Here is a 22,363-nt window from a genome sequence, read left to right as displayed (position 1 = left end):
CTCCGAATATTTAGTACAGGCTGCCCTAACTGCAGTGAGGCTACCCTATATTCGTATCGGCAACGCACCTACCCAGAGGGACGGTTTTTCCAGCATGAGCACGGTTTTTTCGCAGGAACACGACGGCCTGACCGACGGTTTCGTCACGTTCCCGGCCGAACGCGCCGTCGCGTACCGGCAGGCAGGCTATTGGACCGGTGCGCCGCTGGATTCCATTCTCAGCAACGGCGCCGCGACATGGCCCGACGTCACCGCGATCGTCGACAGCGAGCGCAGTTACACATTCGCCGAACTGGATGCCACCGCCGACCTGGTGGCTGCTCGGCTCACCGCCCTGGGATTGCGGCCCGGTGACCGGGTGCTGCTCCAGTTGCCGAACACCACCCAGTTCGCCGTCGCCTTCTTCGGCCTGTTGCGCGCGGGCGTGGTGCCGGTGATGTGCCTGTCGGGCCACCGTTCGGCCGAACTGAGCCACTTCGCCGGTGTCAGCGGCGCGGTCGGGCTCGTCATCACCGACACCGCAGCCGGTTTCGATTTCCGCGCGATGGCCGCTCAACTGCAGAAGGACCATACCGCGCTGCGCCATGTCATCGTCGACGGCGACCCCGGCGGCTACCTCCCGTGGTCCGCGCTGACCGATCCGGCCGGCGACGCGCCCACCACGGCGCCCGCCCGGGGGGACGTCGACCCGGCCGAACCCGCGCTGCTGCTCGTCTCCGGCGGCACCACCGGCCTGCCCAAGCTGATCCCGCGCACCCATGACGACTACGTCTACACCGCGGTCGCCTCGGCCCAGGAATACCTCATGACCAGCGACGACACCTACCTCGTCGCACTGCCCGCCGGGCACAACTTCCCGCTGGGCTGCCCCGGGTTGCTGGGTGCGATGACCGTCGGCGCCCCCACCGTCTTCACCCACGACCCGAGCCCGGAGAACGCATTCGCGCTCATCGACAAGCACCACGTCACGGTGACGGGCCTGGTCAACGCCCTGGCCAAGGTCTGGGCACAGGCCTGTGACTGGGAACCGGTACTGCCGACGTCGCTGCGGGTGGTGCAGGTGGGCGGATCGCGGATGACGGCGGACGAGGCGAAGTTCATTCTCGACAACCTCACCGGTGGCCTGTCCCAGATCTTCGGGATGGCCGAGGGCATGCTGAACTTCACCCGTCCCGGTGACCCGGTCGACGTGCTGCTGCACACCCAGGGCCGGCCGATGTCCCCACTCGACGAGATGCTCGTCGTCGACGAGCACGGCGATGCCGTGGCCCCCGGCCAGGAGGGCGAACTGCTGGTGCGCGGGCCGAACACCATCAACGGCTACTACCGCGCCGAGGAAGCCAACGCGCGCTCGTTCAGCCCGGACGGTTACTACCGCTCCGGGGACCGGGTGCGGATCTTCACCGACGGCCCGCGGGCCGGCTACGTCGAGGTGACGGGGCGCATCAAGGACGTCATCCACCGTGGCGGCGAGACCGTGTCGGCCTCCGATCTGGAGGAACACCTGTTCGCCCACCCGGGCATCTACGCCGCCGCCGCGGTAGCCATGCCGGACGAATATCTCGGCGAGAAGATCTGCGCCGCAGTCGTTTTCTCCGGGAAGGCGCTGACACTGGCCGAGCTGAACAGCTTCCTGGACACCCGCGGCGTGTCCGCGCACACCAAGCCGGACATGCTCGCCCCGCTGCCGGCGCTACCCAAGACCGCAGTCGGCAAGGTCGACAAGAAACAGATCATCGCGCTGCTGGAGTCTTTGTGACCGCTAATCCGTTCACCTACTTCAATTCTCGCCGGTCAGTGTGCTCTGGGGCACATCAGGTAGCCCTCCATCGACCGCCGTCGCGTGCCACGATCTCAGTCAACGCCAATGATGTGAAGAGGATTCGCAGCCGTGACGCTTAACCAGGACCCCACCCTGGAACCGATCGCCATCGTCGGTATCGGGTGCCGGCTCGCCGGCGACGTCAACACCCCGGCCGATCTCTGGCGGTTCCTGCTCGACAGCGGTACCGCGGTGGGCGAGGTCCCGGCCGAACGGTGGGAGCCGTATCTGCGCCGGGATCCCCGCAACGCCGCAATCCTCAAGGCCACCACGCCCTGGGGCAGCTTCCTGTCCGACCTGCCCGGCTTCGACGCCGAGTTCTTCGGCGTCTCCCCGCGCGAGGCCGAGCTCATGGACCCGCAACAGCGACTGGCCCTCGAGGTCAGCTGGGAGGCGCTGGAGGACGCGGGTGTGCCGCCTCGTTCGCTGGCCGGCAGCGACACCGCGGTGCTGATGGGCGTCAACTCCGACGACTACGGCAAGCTCGTCATGGAGGACCTGCCCGGCATCGAGGCCTGGACCGGGATCGGTACCGCGCTGTGCGGTATCGCCAACCGGGTCTCGCACCTGCTCGATCTGCGCGGCCCCAGTGTCGCCCTGGACGCCGCCTGCGCGGCCTCCCTGGTGGCCGTGCATCAGGCCTGCCAGCTGTTGCGGGCCGGCGAGACATCACTGGCGCTGGCCGGCGGTGTCAGCGCGTTGATCGGTCCCGGCCTGACCCGGGTGCTGGACGTGGCCGGGGCGACCGCCCCGGACGGACGGTGCAAATCATTCGACGAGTCCGCCGACGGTTACGGCCGCGGCGAAGGTGCCGCCGTGGTGGTGCTCAAGCGCCTGGCCGACGCGCAGCGCGACAACGACCGGGTGCTGGCGATCGTGCGCGGCGGCGCGGTCGCCCAGGACGGCAGGACCGTCGGCATCATGTCGCCCAACGGTGACGCGCAGGAGCAGATGTTCCGGCTCACCTGCCGCACCGCGGGTATCGACCCGGCAACTATCGACTTCGTGGAGGCGCACGGCACCGGGACCCCGACCGGCGACCCGGTGGAACTGACCGCACTGTCGGCGGTGTACGGGGCGGGTCGGGCGGATCGCCCGTGCGTGGTCGGCTCGGTCAAACCCAACACCGGGCACCTGGAGGGCGGCGCCGGCGTGGTCGGTCTGGTCAAGGCCACGCTGGCGCTGCACCACGAGGCGATCCCGCCGACCGCCGGCGTGCAGACCCCCACCACCGCGGTGGACTGGTCCACCAACGGCCTGCGGGTCAACACCGAGACCGAGAGCTGGCCGCGCACCGAGCGGCCTCGCCGCGCGGCGGTGTGCAGCTACGGCTACGGCGGGACCATCGCGCACGTCCTGCTCGAAGAGGCGCCCGCACCGGTGCTCATCGAGACCCCGAAAGACGGCACCTATCAGGTCATTCCGGTCTCCGGACGGTCCCCGTCCCGGCTGTCTGCCAACGCCGAGGCGCTGGGCGACCAGCTGCGTTCCGCGCACCACGCACTGACCGAGGTGGCCGGCACGCTGTGGTCGCGGCGGTCCCACGAACCCGTGCGCGCCGCGATCATCGCCGAGGACCACAAGGAACTGGTCGTCGGCCTGGACGCACTGGCGGGCGGCGAACGCCACTCCTCGGTGGCCACCGGCTCGGTGGTGCCCGGCGCCGCCGACGGTGCGGTCTGGGTGTGCTCGGGACACGGCTCGCACTGGGTCGGCATGGGCGCCGAGCTGCTGCGCGAGGAACCGGATTTCGCCGCCGTCATCGACGCGATCGACCCGATCTTCGACGCCGAGCTGGGCTTTTCCGCCCGTGCGGCGCTCTCCAGTGGCGAGCATGGTGGCACCGATCAGGTGCAGGCACTGACCTTTGCGATGCAGGTCGGGCTGGCCGCGGTGCTGCGCTCCCGCGGGGCGGCGCCCGCCGCGGTCATCGGGCACTCCGTGGGCGAGGTCGCCGCGTGCGTCATCGCCGGGGTGTTCGACCTGACCGACGGCGCCAGGATCGCCTGTTACCGGGCCCGCGGTTTCCGCGCGGTGCAGGGCCAGGGTGCGATGGCGCTGGTCGCACTGTCCTTCGCCGAGGCCGAGCAGCGCCTCGCCGGGCAGACCCAGGTGGTCGCCGCGATCAGTGCGGCACCGCAGTCCACCGTCATCTCCGGCACCGCCGACGAGGTGCGGGCGATCACCGCCGACTGGTCGGCCCAGGGCATCGTGACCCGCGCGGTGAACACCGATGTCGCGTTCCACAGCCCCGCCATGGACGATTTGACCGCCGAACTGGCCCGCCTCACCGGGGCGCTGTCACCGCAGGCACCGAGCATCCCGCTCTACAGCACGGCCATGGCCGATCCGCGGTCGACCGCGCTGCGCGGCCCCGACTACTGGGTGGCGAATCTGCGCGGACGGGTCCGGTTCACCGAGGCCGTCACCGCCGCTGCGGAGGACGGCCACCGCCTGTTCCTGGAGATCGCCGCGCACCCGGTGGTCTCGCATTCGATCGTCGACACCTTGTCGCACAACGGAATCGAAGAATTCGCGGTGGTGCCCCTGCACCGCCGCAACATGCCGGAGGTGCGCTCGGTCACCACCGCGATCGCCGCCCTGCATTGTCACGGCGCTCCCGTGGCACTCCGCCCGTCCCACACCCGGTGGGCCCACGGCCTGCCCGGCACGCAGTGGCAGCACCGCCGGTTCTGGCGCACCCCCGCCGCGCCACCCGGTGGCGGCGCGGTGCACGACCCGCAGACCAACACGCTGCTCGGCGGCCGCCTCGAGGTGACCGCCGCGGTACCCGCCAAGGTCTGGCAGACCCAGCTGGACATGGACACCCGGCCCTATCCGGGCGATCACCCGGTACAGGGCACCGAGATCATCCCGGCCGCGGTGCTGCTGAACACCTTCCTGACCGCGACCGGTGGCGATATCACCGATGTGCGGCTGCGCACCCCGGTGGCACCGGCGCGGGCCCGTTCGGTGCAGGTCGTGCTGCAGGACCGAGCGCTGGCCCTGGCTTCACGGATCGACGACACCGACGCGAGCACCGATTCCGATGGCGGCTGGCTCACCCACTGCACCGCCGTGTCCGCGGCGAGTGCCGAATCCCCGCTACCGGCATTCGATATCGCGGGCGCGCGGGCGCGTTGCACCGAGACGCTGCCGGCCGGCCACGTCGTGGACACGCTGGCCGAGCTGGGCGTGGCGGCCATGGGATTCCCTTGGGAGATCACCGAACTGCTGCGCGGTGACGGCGAGTTGCTGGCGGTGGTGCGCGCCGAGCCGGACGGTTCCGCGCCGCCCACCTGGGCCGGGCTGATGGACGCCGCGACGTCGGCGGCGTCGACCGTGTTCGAGAGCCCGCTGCGGCTGCGGATGCCGGCCCGCATCGACCGGGTGACGCTGCGCGGCGCACCGGTTGCGTTGGCGCTGATGCACATTCGCCGCACGGCCGACGGCACGATCGCCGATGTGACGATCGCCGACGCCGCGGGCACGGCGGTCGGTGCGATCGACGGCATGTTCTTCGATCAGCTGGAGAATCCCGGCGGCAACGATGTCAACCGGATGATGCAGCAACTCCAGTGGCATCCGACGAGCTGGACCGAATCAGCACGGCCGTCGCAGGTGATCCTGGTGGGTGGCGACGCACCGACCCTGGCCTGGTGCATGCGCGATCTCGCCGCCGCCGATGTGGACCACCGGCTGTGCACATCGCCGGACGAGATCCCCGCCGCGCTGGCCCCCGGTGCGGTGGTGCTGGTGCTGCCCCGGCCCGCGGATGCGCCGATCGAGACAGTCGGCCTGCTGCATCAGGCGCTGACCACGCTGCTGGACCGGGCGGCCCCGGCTCAGCTGTGGGCGCTGACCCGCGGCGTCTACGAGGGCAGCGATATCGGCAGTTCACCGTTGTGGGGCTTTTCCCGCATCGCCGCCGCCGAACACCCCGGAGTGTGGGGCGGCATCCTCGACGTGGCCGACGACGCACTGCCCATCGGGGCGCTCGCCACGCTCGGCGGCCAGGGTGTCGTCGTGGTCCGCGACGATATCGCGCTGACCGCACGCCTGACCCACGCCGAGTCGACCAGGCGAGCCACGCTGTCCTGCTCGCCGGCCGGCACCTACCTGATCACCGGCGGCACCGGGACGCTGGGTGTGCGCGTCGCCGCGCGACTGGCCGATCTGGGGGCACGCCGCATCGTGCTGGTGTCCCGCAGCGGTATTGCCGACCGCGCGTCCTGGGATACCGGGGCCGAGCCCGCACGCACCATCCTGTCGCTGGAGGAACGCGGCGTGTCGGTGCGGGTGGCCGCCGTCGACATCGCCGCACCCGGCGCCGCCGACGAGCTGCGGGCCGTCCTGGGTGATCTGCCCCCGGTGCGCGGCGTGGTGCATGCCGCCGGCGTGGAGGCCGGCGCCCTGCTGGCGGGCACCACCGTCGAGGATTTCGCCCAGGCCATGCGGCCCAAGGTCGACGGCACCCTGACCCTGCACGAGGTGTTCCCGCCCGGCGAGCTGGACTGGCTGGTGCTGTTCTCCTCCTGCGGCTACCTGGCGGGGTTCCCCGGCCAGGGCGCCTACGCCTGCGCGAACGCCTTCCTCGACGCGTTCGCCCAGCACCGCCGCAGTCTGGGCGACCGGACGACCGCGGTGGCCTGGACCGCCTGGCGTGGCCTCGGAATGGGTTCGGCGTCAAGCTTTGTCGCCGCACAGCTGAACGCGCTGGGCATGGGTACCGTCGGGGCCGACGACGCGATGCGTGCACTGGATCTCGCGGTGCGTGCCGATCAGGCCCATATCGTGGTGCTCCCGGTGACCGCCGATGCCGCCTCGGTGCCGATGCTCGCCGATATCGCACCCCGCGACGACGAGGACGCCGGCCTGGACGGGCTGGCGCTGCCGGTCGGGCGCGACGGGGTGGACACCGCGGTGTGGGTGGCCGAACTGGTGGTCGCCACGGTGGCCGCCGAGCTGGGCCTGCCCGACGACGGTGTGGACCCGCGCTCGCCGCTGGCCGAGATAGGTGTGGACTCGATCATGACGGTCGCGTTGCGCAAGCAGTTGGAGCGCAAAACCGGGCTGGCGTTGCCGCCGACCCTGCTGTGGGAGCACCCGACCGCCGCCGCGGTGACCACCAGGATCGTGGAAATGCTGGCGCCGCATGACCATTCGGTGACCGAGCAGGTCGGGGCCTGCCCCTGACCCGGGGATCTCAGTCCTCGAGCAGGTCACGCACCACCGCGTCGGCCAGCAATCGGCCCCGGTCGGTGAGCACCAGCCGGTCCGCGGCGGCCACCACCAGCCCATCGGTGAGCGCGATATCGGCGCGCCGCCGCTCGGGTTCGGTGAGCACCCCGCGCGGCAGGCCGCTGCGCAGCCGCATCCGCAGCATCACGTCCTCCATGTGCCGGGCGGCGGCATCGATCTCCTCGGAGTCCGCCACCGGTAGCCGGCGCTCGGCCAGTGCCTGTGCATATGCGTTGGGGTGCTTGATGTTCCACCATCTGCGCGCCCCGAGGAAGCTGTGTGCGCCCGGCCCGGCGCCCCACCAGTGGCCGCCGTCCCAGTACCCGAGGTTGTGCCGGCACTCACCGCCGGGACGGCTCCAGTTGGACACCTCGTACCACTGCAGACCGGCCGCCGACAGGTGCGCGTCGAGCAGTTCGTAGCGGTCGGCCAGCACGTCGTTGTCCGGTGCCGGCAGTTCGCCGCGGCGCACCCGGCGGGCCAGCGCGGTGCCGTCCTCCACGATCAGCGCATAGGCCGACACATGGTCGACGTCCGCGCCCAGTGCGGTCTCGATGGAACGCACCAGATCATCGTCGGTCTCGCCGGGTGTGCCGTAGATCAGATCGAGATTGACATGCTCGAACCCCTCGGCCCGGGCCTCCAGCGCGGCGGCCGGGGCCCGGCCCGCCGAATGCACCCGGTCCAGCACCTTGAGCACATGCGGCGCCGCCGACTGCATACCCAGCGAGATGCGGGTGTAGCCGGCCGCGCGCAGCGTGGCGAACAGTTCGGGCGAGCTGGACTCCGGGTTGGCCTCGGTGGTGACCTCCGCGCCGGGCGCCAGCTGAAAGTGGTCGCGCACCGCCGCCAGCACCGCCGCCAGCCCGTGCCCACCCAGCATCGTCGGCGTGCCGCCGCCGACGAAGACGGTGTCGACCGCCCGTGGGCCGACCTGGCGGGCCGCCAGTTCCAATTCGACGCGCACGGCGGCCAGCCAGCCGTCGGGGTTGGCGCCCCCGAGCTCGGACGGTGTGTAGGTGTTGAAGTCGCAGTAACCGCAGCGGGTCGCACAGAACGGCACATGGATGTAGATGCCGAAGGGGCCCTCACTGCTCATGCACGGAATCATCCCAGACGTGTTTTGCTCACCCTGAGCCCAAATTTGGCCCGGTTAGGGCAGGTGGGGGCTTCCGTGGCAGAATGGCCGGCGTGACCGCCGCCGTTGACAGCACCACCCGCATTGCGCTGGTGGTCCGTCGGCATGTCGACCTCAAGCGCATCTGCAGCTGTTGTTGTCCGTCCTGACCCGCGTCGATATCGGAATCAGCCCGCCCACATCCTGAGCCGGCCGCCGGATCTGCGCCGCCGGCCAGCCCCCGGCGATGGCGCGATTTGCGAGCCCGCTCCTCCGACAAGGAGCCACCGACAACATGACAGACACCGTCTCCAACGCCCCCGAGAAGCCGGCGAAGCCGGTCAAGCGGCCCCGCGGCGAGGGCCAGTGGGCGCTGGGTTACCGCGAGCCACTCAACGCCAACGAGCAGGCCAAGAAGGACGACAACCCGCTCAATGTGCGCCAGCGCATCGAGAGCATCTATGCCGCCGGTGGGTTCGAGAGCATCGACAAGGGTGATCTGCGTGGCCGTTTCCGCTGGTGGGGCCTCTACACCCAGCGCAAGCCCGGCTACGACGGCACCTGGACCGGTGACGAGAACACCGACATGCTGGAGGACTCGTACTTCATGCTGCGGGTACGCAGCGACGGTGGCGCCCTGACCACTGCCGCGCTGCGCACCCTCGGCGGCATCTCCACCGAGTTCGGCCGCGATACCGCCGACATCTCCGACCGGCAGAACGTCCAGTACCACTGGATCGAGGTCGAGAACATGCCGGAGATCTGGCGTCGCCTCGACGAGGTCGGCCTGCAGACCACCGAGGCCTGCGGCGACTGCCCCCGCATCGTGCTGGGCTCCCCGCTGGCCGGCGAGCACCCCGACGAGATCATCGACGGCACGCCCGCCATCGACGAGATCGTCAAGCGCTATATCGGCAAGCCCGAGTACTCCAACCTGCCGCGCAAGTTCAAGACCGCGATCTCCGGGCTGCAGGACGTCGTGCACGAGATCAACGACGTCGCGTTCATCGGGGTCGATCACCCCGAACACGGACCCGGTTTCGACGTGTGGGTCGGCGGCGGGCTGTCCACCAACCCGATGCTGGGCCAGCGCCTCGGCGCCTGGGTGCCGCTGGACGAGGTGCCCGACGTGTGGGAAGCCGTGGTCAGCGCCTTCCGTGACTACGGCTACCGCCGGCTGCGGGCCAAGGCCCGACTGAAGTTCCTGATCAAGGACTGGGGCGTGGAAAAGTTCAGGGCGGTTCTCGAAACCGAGTACCTCAAGCGCCCGCTGATCGACGGTCCCGCGCCGGCACCGGTGCCGCGGCCCATCGACCACGTCGGCGTGACGAAGCTCAAGAACGGGCTGAACGCCGTCGGCGTCGCGCCCATCGCGGGCCGCGTCTCGGGCACCATCCTGAGCAAGGTCGCCGATCTGGCCGAGGCCGCCGGCTCCAACCGGGTGCGCTTCACCCCGTATCAGAAGCTGATCGTCCTGGACGTCCCGGACGAGAATCTGGCCGAGCTCAGGGAGGGCCTGGACGCCCTGGGCCTGCCGTCGGCCCCGTCGCACTGGCGTCGCAATCTGATGGCCTGCACGGGCATCGAGTTCTGCAAGTTGAGCTTCGCCGAGACCCGCAGCCGTTCGCAGGTGCTGGTGCCCGAGCTGGAGAAGCGGCTCGAAGACATCAACGCCCAGCTCGACGTGCCGGTGACGATCAACATCAACGGCTGCCCCAACTCGTGCGCACGCATCCAGGTCGCCGATATCGGCTTCAAGGGTCAGATGATCGACGAGGGCAACGGCCCCGAGGAGGGTTTCCAGGTCCACCTGGGCGGCAGCCTGGGCCTGGACAGCGGTTTCGGCCGCAAACTGCGCCAGCACAAGGTGCTCTCCACCGAGCTCGGCGACTACATCGAGCGAGTCGTTCGCAACTTCGTGAAACAACGCGAGGGCGGCGAGCGTTTCGCAGAGTGGGCGATACGCGCCGACGAAGCGGACTTGAGGTGATGGTGTGACAGCGGTGACACATTCGGAAAGCGAATTGCAGCAGTTGGCCGAGCGCGGCGCGGCCGAACTGGCCGATGCCGGTCCCGAGGAACTGCTGCGCTGGACCGACGAGAACTTCGGCGGCAATTACATCGTGGCGTCCAACATGCAGGACGGCGTACTCGTCGAGATGGCCGCCAAGGTGCGGCCCGGCGTGGACGTGCTGTTCCTGGACACCGGGTACCACTTCGCCGAGACGATAGGCACCCGCGACGCCGTCGAGGCCGTCTACGGCGTGCATGTGGTGAATGTCTCCCCCGAGAACAGCGTGGCCCGTCAGGACGAGCTGCACGGCAAGGATCTGTTCGCCCGCGACGCCGCGGCCTGCTGCCGGATGCGCAAGGTCGAGCCGCTGGGCAAGTCGCTGCACGGATACTCGGCGTGGGTGACCGGCATCCGCCGGGTCGAAGCGCCGACGCGCGCGAATGCGCCGCTGATCAGCTGGGACGCCGCCTTCGGCCTGGTGAAGATCAATCCGATCGCCGCCTGGACCGACGAGGACATGCAGGCCTACATCGACGCCAATGGCATCCTGGTCAATCCGCTGGTCTACGAGGGATACCCGTCGATCGGGTGCGCCCCGTGCACCAGCAAGCCGGTCGAGGGCGCCGATCCGCGCAGCGGCCGCTGGGCCGGGCAGGCGAAAACGGAATGCGGACTACACGCCTCGTGAGTGTCCGGTGGTGAATCCACCGGTACTGGTGCTGACCGCGCACGGCAGCGCCGACCCACGCTCGGCGATGACCACGTACGCGGTGGCCGACACGATCCGCAGACTGCGGCGCGATCTCGAGGTGGTGCCCGCGTTCTGCGAGCAGACCGCGCCCAACCTGGTCGACGTGCTGCGCGAGGTCGGTGACCGCGCGGTGGTCACTCCCCTGCTGCTGGCCGATGCGTTCCATGCGCGCACCGATATCCCGGCGATGATCGCGGCCAGTGGCGTGCGCGCACGGCAGGCGCAGGTGCTCGGCGAGGACGACCAGTTGCTCGCCGTGCTGCGCCGCCGGATCGCCGAAGTCGGGGTCGCCGCCGAGGATTCGGATGTCGGTGTGATCGTGACGGCGGTCGGGTCATCGCGCCAGGGGGCCAACGCGCGCACCTCGACGGTCGCCTCCGCCGTCGCGGTCGGCACCCGATGGATCGGCACGACCAGCGCGTTCGCCACCGGACCGAAACCGTCGCTGCCGGCCGCCGCGCAGCGTCTGCAGCGCTGTGGCGCCGAACGCATCGTGATCGCACCGTGGTTCCTGGCGCATGGCAGGATCACCGACCGGGTCGCCGATTTCGCTGCGGCGCAAGGTATTCCGATGGCGTCTCCACTCGGGGCGCACCGCCTGGTGGCCGAGACAGTGCTGGACCGCTTCGACGCGGCCCTGGCGCTGTCCGCCGCCGCCTGAGCCGGCTCACAAACGGCACCCACCGACCCGGGTGTGCAACGTCGTCGAAAAGTCGGCCGAATCACCGCCGAGATTTCACAATCGACACTCGCCCCGCACCAGTCGGCATAGTGCGCGCAATTCAAATAGTGGCTACTATCTGAATATGGCCTCCGATGAGAAACCGCGGCGTTTCACCCGCGCCGAGAGCAAAGAGCAGACCAGGCGACGACTCCTCGATGCGGCGGCGCAGGTGTTCGCGCACCGCGGGTACACCGCCGCGTCGGTCGAGGAGATCGCCGAGTCGGCGGGCTATTCCGTCGGCGCGGTGTACTCGAATTTCAGCAACAAGGAACAGCTCTTCGAAGCGCTGATGACCGATCGCGCCGTCGACCGGATGAGCGAGGTGGCACAGGCCATCCGGGAGGCGAAGGCCGCGGCCGGTGATCCCCTGCGCGCGCTGGGCGCGATGCTGATCGCCATGGCGGACAAGGAGATCGACGTCGCCGTGCTGCGTACCGAGTTCTGGCTGCACGCGGTCCGCAATCCCGAACTCATGCGGATCGAGGCGGCCTCCTCGGCGAAGACGCTGGAATCGGTGCGCGGCATCCTCACCGAGATGCTGGACCGCCACGGGGTCGATGTCGGGGCGATCAACATCGACGACTTCGCCACCACCACGCTCGCCCTGTTCGGCGGCCTGATCCGGCAGCGCCGCATCGAACCCGAGCGGGTCACCGAGGAGATGTTCGGCCAGGCGCTGCGCTGGCAGATCGCCGGCATGCCCCGCAAAGCGAACGAGGCACCCTGACATGGAGTGGATCGGCAATATCGGCCTGTACGCGATCCCGGCGTTCCTGGTGCTGCTCGGCATCGAGTTCCTGGGCGACTACCTGGAACGCCGCCGCGACCGCCGGACCGGAGGTTCCACGGAAAGCCCTCGACGCGTGGGTTTCTCGGCCCGCGACACCTTCGCCAGCCTGGGCGTCTACGGGCTGGGCCGGTTCGCCAACCTCGTCGAGGACTTCATCCAGCTGCCCATCGTGCTGCTCGCCGCGATGCTCGCCCCGATTTCGCTGTCGGCATCGGACTGGTGGGTGTGGGTGCTGGCCATCATCGGGGCCGATCTCGGCTACTACGCCCAGCACCGGATGCAGCACCGGGTCCGGCTGTTCTGGGCGGCGCACAGCGTGCACCACTCCAGTCAGCACTTCAACATGTCCACCGCGGTGCGGCTGCCGTGGCTGATTCCGGGGCGCTTCCTGACATCGGTGGTCTACATCCCGCTGGCAGTGGTCGGCGTGCCGGTCTGGGTGATCTTCCTCTCGCAGGCGATCATCCTGCTGTTCCAGTACCCGCTGCACACCGAACGCATCGGAAAGCTGCACCCGGCAATCGAATTCGTGTTCAACACGCCATCGCACCACCGCGTGCACCACGGCTCCAACAACCCCTACCTGGACAAGAACTACGGCGGCATCCTGATCATCTGGGACCGGCTGTTCAACAGCTACGCCGACGAGGTCGAGCAGGTCCGCTACGGCCTCACCCACAACATCGACACCTACAACCCGATCAAGGTGAACTTCCACGAGTTCGCGCTGATGGTCGGCGACGTCTGGCGCGCCACGAGCTGGCGGGCGCGGGCCGGCCACCTGCTGCGGCCACCGGGGTGGACCGATGCCGCCGCGGCCGCACCAGAGCGGGAACCTGCAAGCACACGTCGCTGACGGGCGGCTCGCCTAGTCTGACGCCATGAGGTTCGACGAGTACCGCAGCCATGACGCGACCGGACTGGCGAAGCTGGTCGCCGACAAGCAGATACAGGCCTCCGAGCTGCTCACGCTGGCCTCCGAGCGTGCCGCGGCGGTGAATCCGAAGATCAACGCCATCGTGCGCGATGTCCCCGCCACGCCGTCGGACGAGCTGACCGGGCCGTTCGCCGGGGTGCCGTTCCTGATCAAGGATCTCGCCCAGGACTACGCGGGGCTGCCCAGCTCCGCGGGCTCCCGGTCGTTGCGGCACATACCGGTCGCCGAGCATTCCACGATCGTGGCGCGCTGGCTCGATGCCGGGCTGGTGATCTTCGGCAAGACCAACCTGCCCGAGTTCGGCGCCAAGGGGGTCTCCGAACCGCAGCTGTGGGGTCCCGCCCGCAATCCGTGGAACCTCGACCGGACACCCGGGGGCTCCTCCGGCGGTTCGGCGGCCGCGGTTGCCGGGGGCATCGTCCCCTGCGCGGGCGCCAACGACGGCGGCGGGTCGATCCGCATCCCGGCCGCCTGCTGCGGGCTGGTGGGCCTCAAACCGGGGCGCGGACTCACCCCGATGGGTCCGACGAACGCCGAGTCGATGCATGGCTCCGCGGTGCAGGGCGTGGTCTCGCGAACCGTCCGGGACACCGCCGCGATGTTCGATGTCATCGCCGGCGGTGAACCGTTCGGACCCTATTCACCGGCGCTGGCCGAGTCGTCCTATGCGTCGGCGGTCGGGCAGGATCCGGGCACGTTGCGGATCGGCGTCCGGGTGCCCTCGGCGATCACACCGCAGCCCCATCACGAGGCGTACGCCGCGGTGGAGACGGCGATCCGGGTCCTCACCGATCTCGGGCACCACGTCGAGGAACTCCCCACCGCGCCGTTCGACGATGCCGAGCTGGCGCGCGACTTCCTGCTCACCTGGTTCGTCTACCTGGCGTGGGAGGTCGACGAGGCCAAACGGCTGTCCGGTGCCGGCGATGACGCCTTCGAGCGCGACACCCTCATCATGGCCGCCCTCGGCCGGGCGACCAGCAGTGTCGCCTACGTCGACGCGGTGCAGCGCCGCCATGAACACACCCGACGGCTGAGCACCTACTTCGAGAACTACGACCTGCTGCTCACCCCCACCTTAGCGACCCCGCCACCGCGCATCGGTGAGTTCGAGCTGCCCGCCGCCCTGGCGCGGGGCGCGGACCTGCTGCTGCGGACCCGGACCGCAAAACTGTTGCGCTACACCACGATCGTCGACGATATGGTCGACAAGAACCTCGGCTGGGTGCCCTATACCCAGCTGGCCAACCTCACCGGACGCCCGGCGATCAGCCTGCCCCTGCACTGGACCGCGGACGGCCTCCCGCTCGGCGTCCAGTTCGTGGCGCCACTGGCCGGCGAGGCCCTACTGATCCGGCTGGCCGCCCAACTCGAGGTGGCGCTGCCGTGGGCCGACCGGGTAGCCCCCTGCTAGGTGAGCGCCTCGGCGCTCTGCAGTTCACCGGCGATGGCCGGCACCCGGGTGGCCCGCACGTACACGGTGTCCCCCGCACGTAGCCCCAGGGCCTCGGCGTCACCGCGGGTGATCTGCGCGGTGAAGGGCGTGCCGTTGACGGCGCTGATCAGTTCGACGCGTACCTCGAAGCCCAGGGTGACGATCCGGTCGATGGTGGCCCTGGTGACACCGGTCGACTCGGCGGTCCCGTCACCGGCGGCGATGGCCATGTCGGGATTGCGGCCGACCCGGATATCGTGCGGGCGCACCAGGATTCCGTTGAGCAGTGACACCGTGCCGAGGAAGGACATGACGAACGGATTCGCCGGTGCGTCGTACACCTCGGTCGGCGAGCCCACCTGTTCGATCCGGCCCTTGTTGAGGACCGCGATCCGGTCGGCGACGTCGAGCGCCTCGGCCTGATCGTGGGTGACCAGCACCGTGGTGACGTGGACCTCGTCGTGCAGCCGGCGCAGCCAGGCCCGCAGATCCTCCCGGACCTTCGCGTCCAGTGCGCCGAACGGCTCGTCGAGCAGAAGCACCTCTGGGTCGACGGCCAGGGCCCGGGCCAACGCCATGCGCTGGCGCTGCCCACCCGACAACTGCGCCGGATACCGGGTCTGGAAGCCGGCGAGGCCGACCACCTCGAGCAGGTTGTCGACCTTCTCCTTGATCTCGTGCTTGGGCTTCTTGCGGATCGACAGGCCGAACGCGACGTTGTCGCGCACCGTGAGGTGCTTGAACGCGGCGTAGTGCTGGAAGACGAACCCGATACCGCGCTTCTGCGCCGGTACTCCCGTCACATCGCGGTCGTTGATGGTGATCGTGCCGGTATCGGGCTGATCGAGACCGGCGATCGCGCGCAGCAGCGTCGACTTACCCGACCCGCTGGGCCCCAGCAACGCGGTCAGCGAGCCCTTGGGCACCACGAAGTCGATGTTGTCCAGCGCGGCGAACGCGCCGTAGTGCTTGTTCGCGCCCTGCACCGAAATGGCGATATCGCTCATCGGGTGGTCTCCTTCAGTCCTCAGTCTTGACACGCGAGCGCTGGGCGTCAAACACGATCTGGGCCACCAGCACAATGAGCGCGACCGCCATCAGCACCACCGAGATGGTGTACGCGCCGTACGGATTGCCCAGGGTGTAGCGGTCGTGCACCAGCAGGGTCAGCGTCTGCGATTGGCCGGGCAGGTTGGACGACACCATCAGCACCGCGCCGAACTCGCCGAGGGTGCGGGCCACGGTGAGCACCACACCATAGGTGAGGCCCCACCGGATCGACGGCAAGGTGATCCGCCAGAAGGTCTGCCACCAGTTGGCGCCCAGGGTGGCCGCCGCTTCCTCCTGGTCGGTGCCGACCTCGTGCAGCACCGGTTCGACTTCCCGGATGACGAACGGGATCGTGACGAACAGACTGGCCAGCACGATGCCGGGAAAGCCGAAGATGATCGTGAGGCCCCAGCTGTTCTGCATGAACCCGAACAGGCCGGCGCTGCCCCACAACGCGATGAGTGCCACACCGATGACCACCGGGGACACCGCGAACGGCAGGTCGATCGCGGCCTGCAGCGCGTTCTTGCCGCGGAACTTGCGCCGGGCCAGCACGATGGCCGTCGGCACACCGAACAGGACGTTCAGCGGCACCACGATGGCCACCACCAAGAGCGACAGTTGCAGCGCGGACTGGGCGGCGGGCGTGGAAACGGAGGCGAAGAACTCCCCCAGCCCGGGTGCGAGTGCGCGCCACAGAATCGCCCCCAACGGCACCACCAGCAGCGCGAAGACGTACACCAGCGCGATGACCCGGAGGATCAGCCGGGTGGACCGGGACAGCGTCATCGGGCGGACTCCTCCCGTTTGGCCGCCCGCGCACCGAAGTAGCGCAGCACGAACAGCACCACAAAGGAGATGAGCAGCAACACGATCGAGATCGCCGCCGCGCCCACCCGGTCATCGTTCTCGATGAGTGTGCGGATCCACTGCGAGGACACCTCGGTCTCGCCGGGAATGGCCCCGCCGATCAGCACGATGGACCCGAATTCGCCGATGGCGCGGGAGAACGCCAAGCCGGCGCCCGACAACAGCGACGGGGCCAGGGCGGGCAGGATGACCTTGAGGAAGATCGTCACGCTGTTGGCCCCCAGCGAGGCCGCCGCCTCCTCGACCTCGCGGTCGAGTTCCAGCAGCACCGGCTGCACGGCGCGGACCACGAACGGCAGCGTCACGAAGGCCAGCGCCAGCGCGACGCCCCACGCGGTGTGCTGGATGTGGATGCCCACCGGGCTGCCGGGCCCGTAGAGCGACAGCAGCACCAGACTGGCCACGATGGTCGGCAACGCGAACGGCAGATCGATGATGGCGTCCACGACCCGCTTGAGCGGGAAGTCGTCCCGGACCAGGACCCAGGCGATCAACAGGCCGAAGAGCACGTTGACCAGCGTCACGCCGACCGAGATGGTCAACGTGACCCGGAACGAGGCCAGCGCCGACGGCGAGGTGACCGCCGACCAGAACGCGCCCCAACCGCCCTCGGCCGAGGTCCACAGGATCGCCGCCAGCGGCAGCAGCACGATCAGCGACATCCACAGCACCGCCACCCCGACCTGCAGGGTGGCGGCGTTGGGACGCGGCGACAACCGCCGCCCGGCGGCGCTGATCGGGGTTGTCACCCGGTGGCCTGCTTGTAGATCTTGGTGATCTCACCGTTGTCCTTGTCGAACAGCTGAGGATCGACCTCGGACCAGCCACCGAGATCGGTGATGCTCCACAGCTTCTCCGGGGCCGGGAACTTGTCCGCGAACTCCGCGGCGACCGCCGGGTCGGACGGCCGGAAACCGGCCTCGGCCCACACCTTCTGCGCCTCGGGCGTGTACTGGAAGTTCACGAACTCGGTGGCCTTGTCCAGGTGCTTGCTGGTGTTGACCACCGCGACCGGGTTCTCGATCTTGAAGGTCTGCGGCGGGTTCACGTGCTCCAGGTTGTAATGCAGTGCCTCGTTCTCGTAGGCGAGCAGCACATCGCCGGTGCCCTGACGGAACACATCGGTGGCCTCACGGCCCGAGCCCGGGCGCAGCTTGACGTGCTGGCTGACCAACTCCTGGACGTAGGCGATGCCCGCGGCATGGTCCTGGCCGCCGTTGCTCTTGGCCGCGTACGGGGCCAGCAGGTTCCACTTCGCCGCACCCGAGCTCAACGGGCTGGGTGTGATGACCTCGATACCCGGCTTGAGCAGGTCATCCCAGTCGCGGATGTTCTTCGGGTTGCCCTCCCGCACCGCGAAGGTGACCACCGAACCGAACGGCAGCCCCTTCTGCGCGCCGGCGTTCCAGTCCTCGTCGACCAGCCCGGCCTTCACCAGCCGGGTGATATCGGGCTCGACGGAGAAGTTCACGACATCGGCCGGCTTGCCGGATTCGACACCGCGGGACTGATCCCCCGAAGCGCCGTAGGAGGCCGTCACACCGACGCCGTTGCCCTCCTCGGTGCCCGCGAACACCGGGGCGATCTTCGACCAGCCCGGCTCCGGCACCGCGAACGCCACCAGGGTCAGGGTGGTGTCGGCGGCCGCGGTGTTCCCCTCGCCGGCGACATCGCTGGCGCCGCCACTGCAGGCCGCGATGAGCGTGGTGGACAGCGCGAACGCGGTGAGCGCGCTCCAACGTTTGGTAGTGGTGCGGATGTTGTTCATGGAGGACCTTTCCAGGGCGGGACACGGGGCAGGGCTGCCGTACACACGGAAAGGTGATGGATCAGTGCGCGACGCGTTCACGTGCCGCTACCAACGCCAAACCGCAGACGGGTGTGGTGTCAGCGACAACAACAGACATCAGCAACAGCGGAGAAACCCACGGCAATGAGGGCCAAGATGTGGCCGCTCTTGTTGCCGGTCGCTGCGCGCATGGCCGGAAGAGTATCAGAATTGACCTGCTTCGCCTGATGAGGGCAACGTCAGCGGGCCAGCAACCACATCAGGATCACCAGCGCCAGTAGAGCGACCAGCGCCAGCGTCACCCGCGACCGCGGCATCTGGTTCACGAGGGCTCCTCATCCTGGTGCGATGCCCGGCGCAGCAGCCGGATGCCGTTGCCGAGCGCGCCGTCCAGAACGACGGCGATCCCGTAGGCCAACAGCAGCACGACCGGCATCACGATGGCGGTTTGGGCAACGAAACCGAGCCCGGACAGCCACAGCTCGACGCCGTCCCACCAGCTCAGGAATCCACCCATGAGAACCACAGTAGTGCGACGGGTTTCGGTGCGACCATGGAGCCATGTCCACCGGATGCGTGATCGTCGGCGGCGGCCCGGCCGGGATGATGCTGGGCCTGCTGCTGGCCAGGGCCGGCGTGCATGTCACCGTGCTGGAAAAGCACGCCGACTTCCTGCGCGATTTCCGTGGGGACACCGTGCATGCCAGCACCTTGCGCCTGCTCGACGAGCTCGGGCTCGGTGACCGCTTCGCCGCGCTACCGCATCGGCTGATCGAATCGTTGCGCCTGTCGGTGCAGGGAGTCCCGGTCGAGGTGGATCTGCGCCACCTGCCCGGCGCACATCAGCACATCGCCCTGGTGCCGCAGTGGGATTTTCTGGAACTGCTCGCCGACGCGGCCGAGCGGGAGCCGACGTTCACCCTGTTGCGCAACAGCGAGGTGCTCGGACCGGTGTTGCGCTCGGGACGGGTGCGCGGCGTGCGCTACCGCGATGAGCACGGCGCCGAACGCGAGATCCACGCCCCGTTGACGGTGGCCTGCGATGGCCGGGGCTCGACGTTGAGATCGACAATGGGGCTGGTGCCCAGGAGCTTTGGCGCACCGATGGATGTCTGGTGGTTCCGGGTGCCGCGCACCGAGAACGACCCCGCAGGCCTTGCCGGGGCGATGGGCGCCGGTCACGTGGCGGCCATGATCGACCGTGGCGACTACTACCAGTGCGCGTTCGTCATCCCGAAGGGGTCGGATCAGCGCCTGCGCTCCGAGGGCATCGAGTCGCTGCACCGGCGGGTCACCGCGGTCGTCCCGTGGATCGCCGACCGGATCGGCTCGGTGCAATCCTTCGACGAGGTCAAACTGCTTGATGTGCAGCTCAATCGGTTGCGGCGCTGGTATGCCGACGGACTTCTGTTCATCGGTGACGCCGCTCATGCGATGTCGCCGGTGGGCGGGGTGGGCATCAATCTGGCGGTGGCCGACGCCGTGGCGGCCGCCCGGCTGCTCGCCGCCCCGTTGCGTTCCGGTGCGGTGCCGACGCGCCGGCTGCGGCGCATCCAGGCCCGCCGCTGGCTGCCCACGGTGCTGGTCCAGGGTGTGCAGAAGACCGTTCACAACCGGGTCATCGCGGTCGCGGTGACCGAGGGCGCCCCCGTGCGGGCACCGGCCGCGGTGCGACTGGTCGGCCGGGTTGCGCTGCTGCGCAGGATCATCGGTTACGGCGTCGCGATCGGGCCGCTACCCGAGCACATACCCGGCTTCGCCCGGCGCTGACACCCGGTTCGCCGCGACTAGACGGCGGCGGATTCTGCACCCATGATGGGCGACATGGTTCTGGAACATACCGAGCACGATCCGACGCCGACACCGTTCACGGCATCGGCTCCCATCGCTTACGCCCCGTCCGGAGCCCTGCGAAACCCGTTCCCGCCCATCGCGGATTACGCGTTCCTGTCCGACTGCGAGAGCACGTGCCTGGTGTCCTCGGCGGGGGCCGTGGAATGGCTGTGCGTGCCGCGGCCGGATTCACCCAGTGTGTTCGGCGCCATCCTGGACCGTGGCGCCGGTCACTTCAAGCTGAGCCCGTACGGCGTCTCGGTGCCCTCGGCGCGGCGATACCTGCCCGGCAGCCTCATCATGGAAACCACTTGGCAGACCCATACCGGCTGGATCATCGTGCGGGACGCCCTGGTGATGGGCCCCTGGCACGACACGGAGACCCGTTCGCGAACCCACCGCCGCACCCCCACCGACTGGGACGCCGAGCACATCCTGCTGCGCACCGTGCGCTGTGTCAGCGGCACCGTTGAACTGGTGATGAGCTGCGAGCCCAACTTCGACTACGGCCGCAGCCCGGCGACCTGGGAGTACTCCTCGTCGGCCTACGGTGAGGCGATCGCCCGCGCACGGAAGGATCCCGAGGCCAATCCGACGCTGCGGCTGACCACCAACCTGCGCATCGGCCTGGAGGGCCACGAGGCCCGCGCGCGCACCCGGCTCACCGAGGGCGACAAGGTGTTCGTGGCACTCAGCTGGTCCAAGCATCCCGCGCCGCAGAATTTCGAAGAAGCCGCCGACAAGATGTGGAAGACCAGCGAGTCGTGGCGGCAGTGGATCAACATCGGCGACTTCCCGGACCATCCGTGGCGGGCGTACCTGCAACGCAGCGCGCTGACGTTGAAGGGCCTGGTGTATTCGCCGACCGGCGCGCTGCTGGCGGCCAGCAGCACGTCGCTGCCGGAAACTCCTCAGGGAGAACGCAACTGGGACTACCGCTATTCGTGGATACGGGATTCCACCTTCGCGTTGTGGGGCCTGTACACCCTCGGACTGGACCGCGAGGCCGACGACTTCTTCTCCTTCATCGCCGACGTATCCGGGGCCACCAACGGCGAACGGCACCCCTTGCAGGTGATGTACGGGGTGGGCGGGGAACGCAGCCTGGTCGAGGAGGAACTGCACCACCTGTCCGGCTATGACAACTCCCGGCCGGTGCGCATCGGCAACGGCGCGTACAACCAGATGCAGCACGATATCTGGGGCACCATGCTGGATTCGGTGTACCTGCACGCCAAGTCGCGTGAGCAGATGCCCGAGGCGTTGTGGCCGATCCTGAAGAATCAGGTCGAGGAGGCCATCAAGCACTGGCGCGAACCCGACCGCGGCATCTGGGAGGTCCGCGGCGAACCGCAGCACTTCACCTCCAGCAAGATCATGTGTTGGGTGGCGCTGGATCGCGGGGCCAAACTGGCCGAACTGCAGGGCGAGAAGAGTTACGCCCAGCAGTGGAGCACGATCGCCGAGGAGATCCAGGCCGACATCCTGGCCCACGGTGTGGACTCCCGAGGGGTGCTCACCCAGCGCTACGGCGACGATGCCCTCGACGCGTCGCTGCTGCTCGCGGTGCTCACCCGGTTCCTGCCCTCGGACGACCCGCGCATCCGGGCCACCGTGCTGGCCATCGCCGAGGAACTCACCGAGGACGGGCTGGTGCTGCGCTATCGCACCGAGGAAACCGACGACGGCCTGTCCGGCGAGGAGGGCACCTTCACCATCTGTTCGTTCTGGTTGGTGTCGGCGCTGGTCGAGATCGGCGAGGTCAGCCGCGCCAAGCGGTTGTGCGAGCGGCTGCTGTCGTTCGCCAGCCCACTGCACCTCTACGCCGAGGAGATCGAGCCGCGCACCGGACGCCACCTGGGCAACTTCCCGCAGGCGTTCACCCACCTGGCCCTGATCAACGCGGTGGTGCACGTCATCCGGGCCGAGGAGGAGGCCGACAGTACCGGCGTCTTCCAGCCCGCGAACGCGCCGGCCTGACGGTTCGCGC

At 69.0% G+C, this 22,363-nt stretch carries 17 protein-coding genes; 10 read left to right on the top strand and 7 right to left on the bottom strand.

Going from position 1 to position 22,363, the window contains the following annotated elements; all coding sequences use genetic code 11:
• The first annotated feature begins 94 nt into the window (after window positions 1–94).
• Together EXE63_RS25960 and EXE63_RS25955 are read left to right on the top strand one after the other, a co-directional pair.
• Window positions 95–1,759, top strand: a complete 1,665-nt coding sequence (locus tag EXE63_RS25960) for a (2,3-dihydroxybenzoyl)adenylate synthase (protein WP_168144307.1) — start codon at window positions 95–97, stop codon at window positions 1,757–1,759.
• A gap of 132 nt (window positions 1,760–1,891) precedes the next feature.
• Window positions 1,892–7,018 (top strand): type I polyketide synthase, encoded by a 5,127-nt coding sequence (locus tag EXE63_RS25955; RefSeq protein ID WP_168144306.1) that lies wholly within the window; start codon window positions 1,892–1,894, stop codon window positions 7,016–7,018.
• Window positions 7,019–7,028: 10 nt separating this feature from the next.
• On the opposite strand, the gene hemW is transcribed toward EXE63_RS25955, so the two are convergent.
• Window positions 7,029–8,162 (bottom strand): radical SAM family heme chaperone HemW, encoded by a 1,134-nt coding sequence (gene hemW, locus EXE63_RS25950; RefSeq protein WP_234904271.1) that lies wholly within the window; start codon window positions 8,160–8,162, stop codon window positions 7,029–7,031.
• A 313-nt stretch (window positions 8,163–8,475) separates the two neighbouring features.
• Here hemW and EXE63_RS25945 point away from each other — a divergent pair, with 313 nt between their 5' ends.
• The 6 genes from EXE63_RS25945 to EXE63_RS25920 all read left to right on the top strand — a co-directional run bounded on the left by EXE63_RS25945 (window position 8,476) and on the right by EXE63_RS25920 (window position 14,810).
• A complete protein-coding gene (locus EXE63_RS25945) occupies window positions 8,476–10,170 on the top strand; it encodes a nitrite/sulfite reductase (protein ID WP_168144304.1) in 1,695 nt (564 codons plus the stop codon).
• A gap of 4 nt (window positions 10,171–10,174) precedes the next feature.
• Window positions 10,175–10,882 carry a phosphoadenylyl-sulfate reductase gene (locus tag EXE63_RS25940; protein WP_168144303.1) on the top strand — a complete coding sequence of 236 codons (708 nt, stop codon included), beginning with the start codon at window positions 10,175–10,177 and terminating at the stop codon, window positions 10,880–10,882.
• A gap of 67 nt (window positions 10,883–10,949) precedes the next feature.
• On the top strand, window positions 10,950–11,606 hold the full coding sequence (locus tag EXE63_RS25935) for a sirohydrochlorin chelatase (protein WP_234904644.1): 657 nt from the start codon (window positions 10,950–10,952) through the stop codon (window positions 11,604–11,606).
• 145 nt (window positions 11,607–11,751) lie between these two features.
• Complete coding sequence (locus EXE63_RS25930; RefSeq protein WP_168144302.1) at window positions 11,752–12,396, top strand: TetR family transcriptional regulator; 645 nt, start codon at window positions 11,752–11,754, stop codon at window positions 12,394–12,396.
• A 1-nt stretch (window position 12,397) separates the two neighbouring features.
• Window positions 12,398–13,315 carry a sterol desaturase family protein gene (locus EXE63_RS25925; RefSeq protein WP_168144301.1) on the top strand — a complete coding sequence of 306 codons (918 nt, stop codon included), beginning with the start codon at window positions 12,398–12,400 and terminating at the stop codon, window positions 13,313–13,315.
• A 25-nt stretch (window positions 13,316–13,340) separates the two neighbouring features.
• Entirely contained in the window at window positions 13,341–14,810 is a 1,470-nt protein-coding gene (locus tag EXE63_RS25920) for an amidase (RefSeq protein ID WP_168144300.1), read from the top strand.
• Here the strand turns inward: EXE63_RS25920 and EXE63_RS25915 are convergent.
• From EXE63_RS25915 to EXE63_RS25895, 6 genes are all read right to left on the bottom strand, one after another.
• On the bottom strand, window positions 14,807–15,838 hold the full coding sequence (locus EXE63_RS25915) for a sulfate/molybdate ABC transporter ATP-binding protein (RefSeq protein ID WP_168144299.1): 1,032 nt from the start codon (window positions 15,836–15,838) through the stop codon (window positions 14,807–14,809). The genes EXE63_RS25920 and EXE63_RS25915 overlap by 4 nt on opposite strands.
• 13 nt (window positions 15,839–15,851) lie before the next feature.
• On the bottom strand, window positions 15,852–16,670 hold the full coding sequence (gene cysW, locus EXE63_RS25910) for a sulfate ABC transporter permease subunit CysW (protein WP_168144298.1): 819 nt from the start codon (window positions 16,668–16,670) through the stop codon (window positions 15,852–15,854).
• Window positions 16,667–17,500 (bottom strand): sulfate ABC transporter permease subunit CysT, encoded by an 834-nt coding sequence (gene cysT, locus EXE63_RS25905; RefSeq protein ID WP_168144297.1) that lies wholly within the window; start codon window positions 17,498–17,500, stop codon window positions 16,667–16,669. The genes cysW and cysT overlap by 4 nt, the downstream gene beginning before the upstream one ends.
• Complete coding sequence (locus EXE63_RS25900; RefSeq protein ID WP_168144296.1) at window positions 17,497–18,519, bottom strand: sulfate ABC transporter substrate-binding protein; 1,023 nt, start codon at window positions 18,517–18,519, stop codon at window positions 17,497–17,499. Before EXE63_RS25900 ends, cysT begins: the two co-directional genes overlap by 4 nt.
• 119 nt (window positions 18,520–18,638) lie before the next feature.
• Window positions 18,639–18,731 (bottom strand): Ms4533A family Cys-rich leader peptide, encoded by a 93-nt coding sequence (locus EXE63_RS33520; protein WP_366515297.1) that lies wholly within the window; start codon window positions 18,729–18,731, stop codon window positions 18,639–18,641.
• 131 nt (window positions 18,732–18,862) lie between these two features.
• Window positions 18,863–19,057, bottom strand: coding sequence for a hypothetical protein (locus EXE63_RS25895; RefSeq protein ID WP_168144295.1), 195 nt, complete (start codon window positions 19,055–19,057; stop codon window positions 18,863–18,865).
• 44 nt (window positions 19,058–19,101) lie between these two features.
• Here EXE63_RS25895 and EXE63_RS25890 point away from each other — a divergent pair, with 44 nt between their 5' ends.
• Both EXE63_RS25890 and EXE63_RS25885 read left to right on the top strand, forming a co-directional pair.
• A complete protein-coding gene (locus EXE63_RS25890) occupies window positions 19,102–20,310 on the top strand; it encodes an FAD-dependent oxidoreductase (RefSeq protein WP_168144294.1) in 1,209 nt (402 codons plus the stop codon).
• A gap of 54 nt (window positions 20,311–20,364) precedes the next feature.
• Window positions 20,365–22,353 carry a glycoside hydrolase family 15 protein gene (locus EXE63_RS25885; protein ID WP_199196043.1) on the top strand — a complete coding sequence of 663 codons (1,989 nt, stop codon included), beginning with the start codon at window positions 20,365–20,367 and terminating at the stop codon, window positions 22,351–22,353.
• Window positions 22,354–22,363: the final 10 nt, after the last annotated feature.

It is taken from the genome of Mycolicibacterium frederiksbergense (genome assembly GCF_012223425.1).
GTDB lineage: Bacteria > Actinomycetota > Actinomycetes > Mycobacteriales > Mycobacteriaceae > Mycobacterium > Mycobacterium frederiksbergense.
Note: the sequence above shows the minus strand (reverse complement) of the source record. Positions and strands in the feature narration are given on the sequence as shown.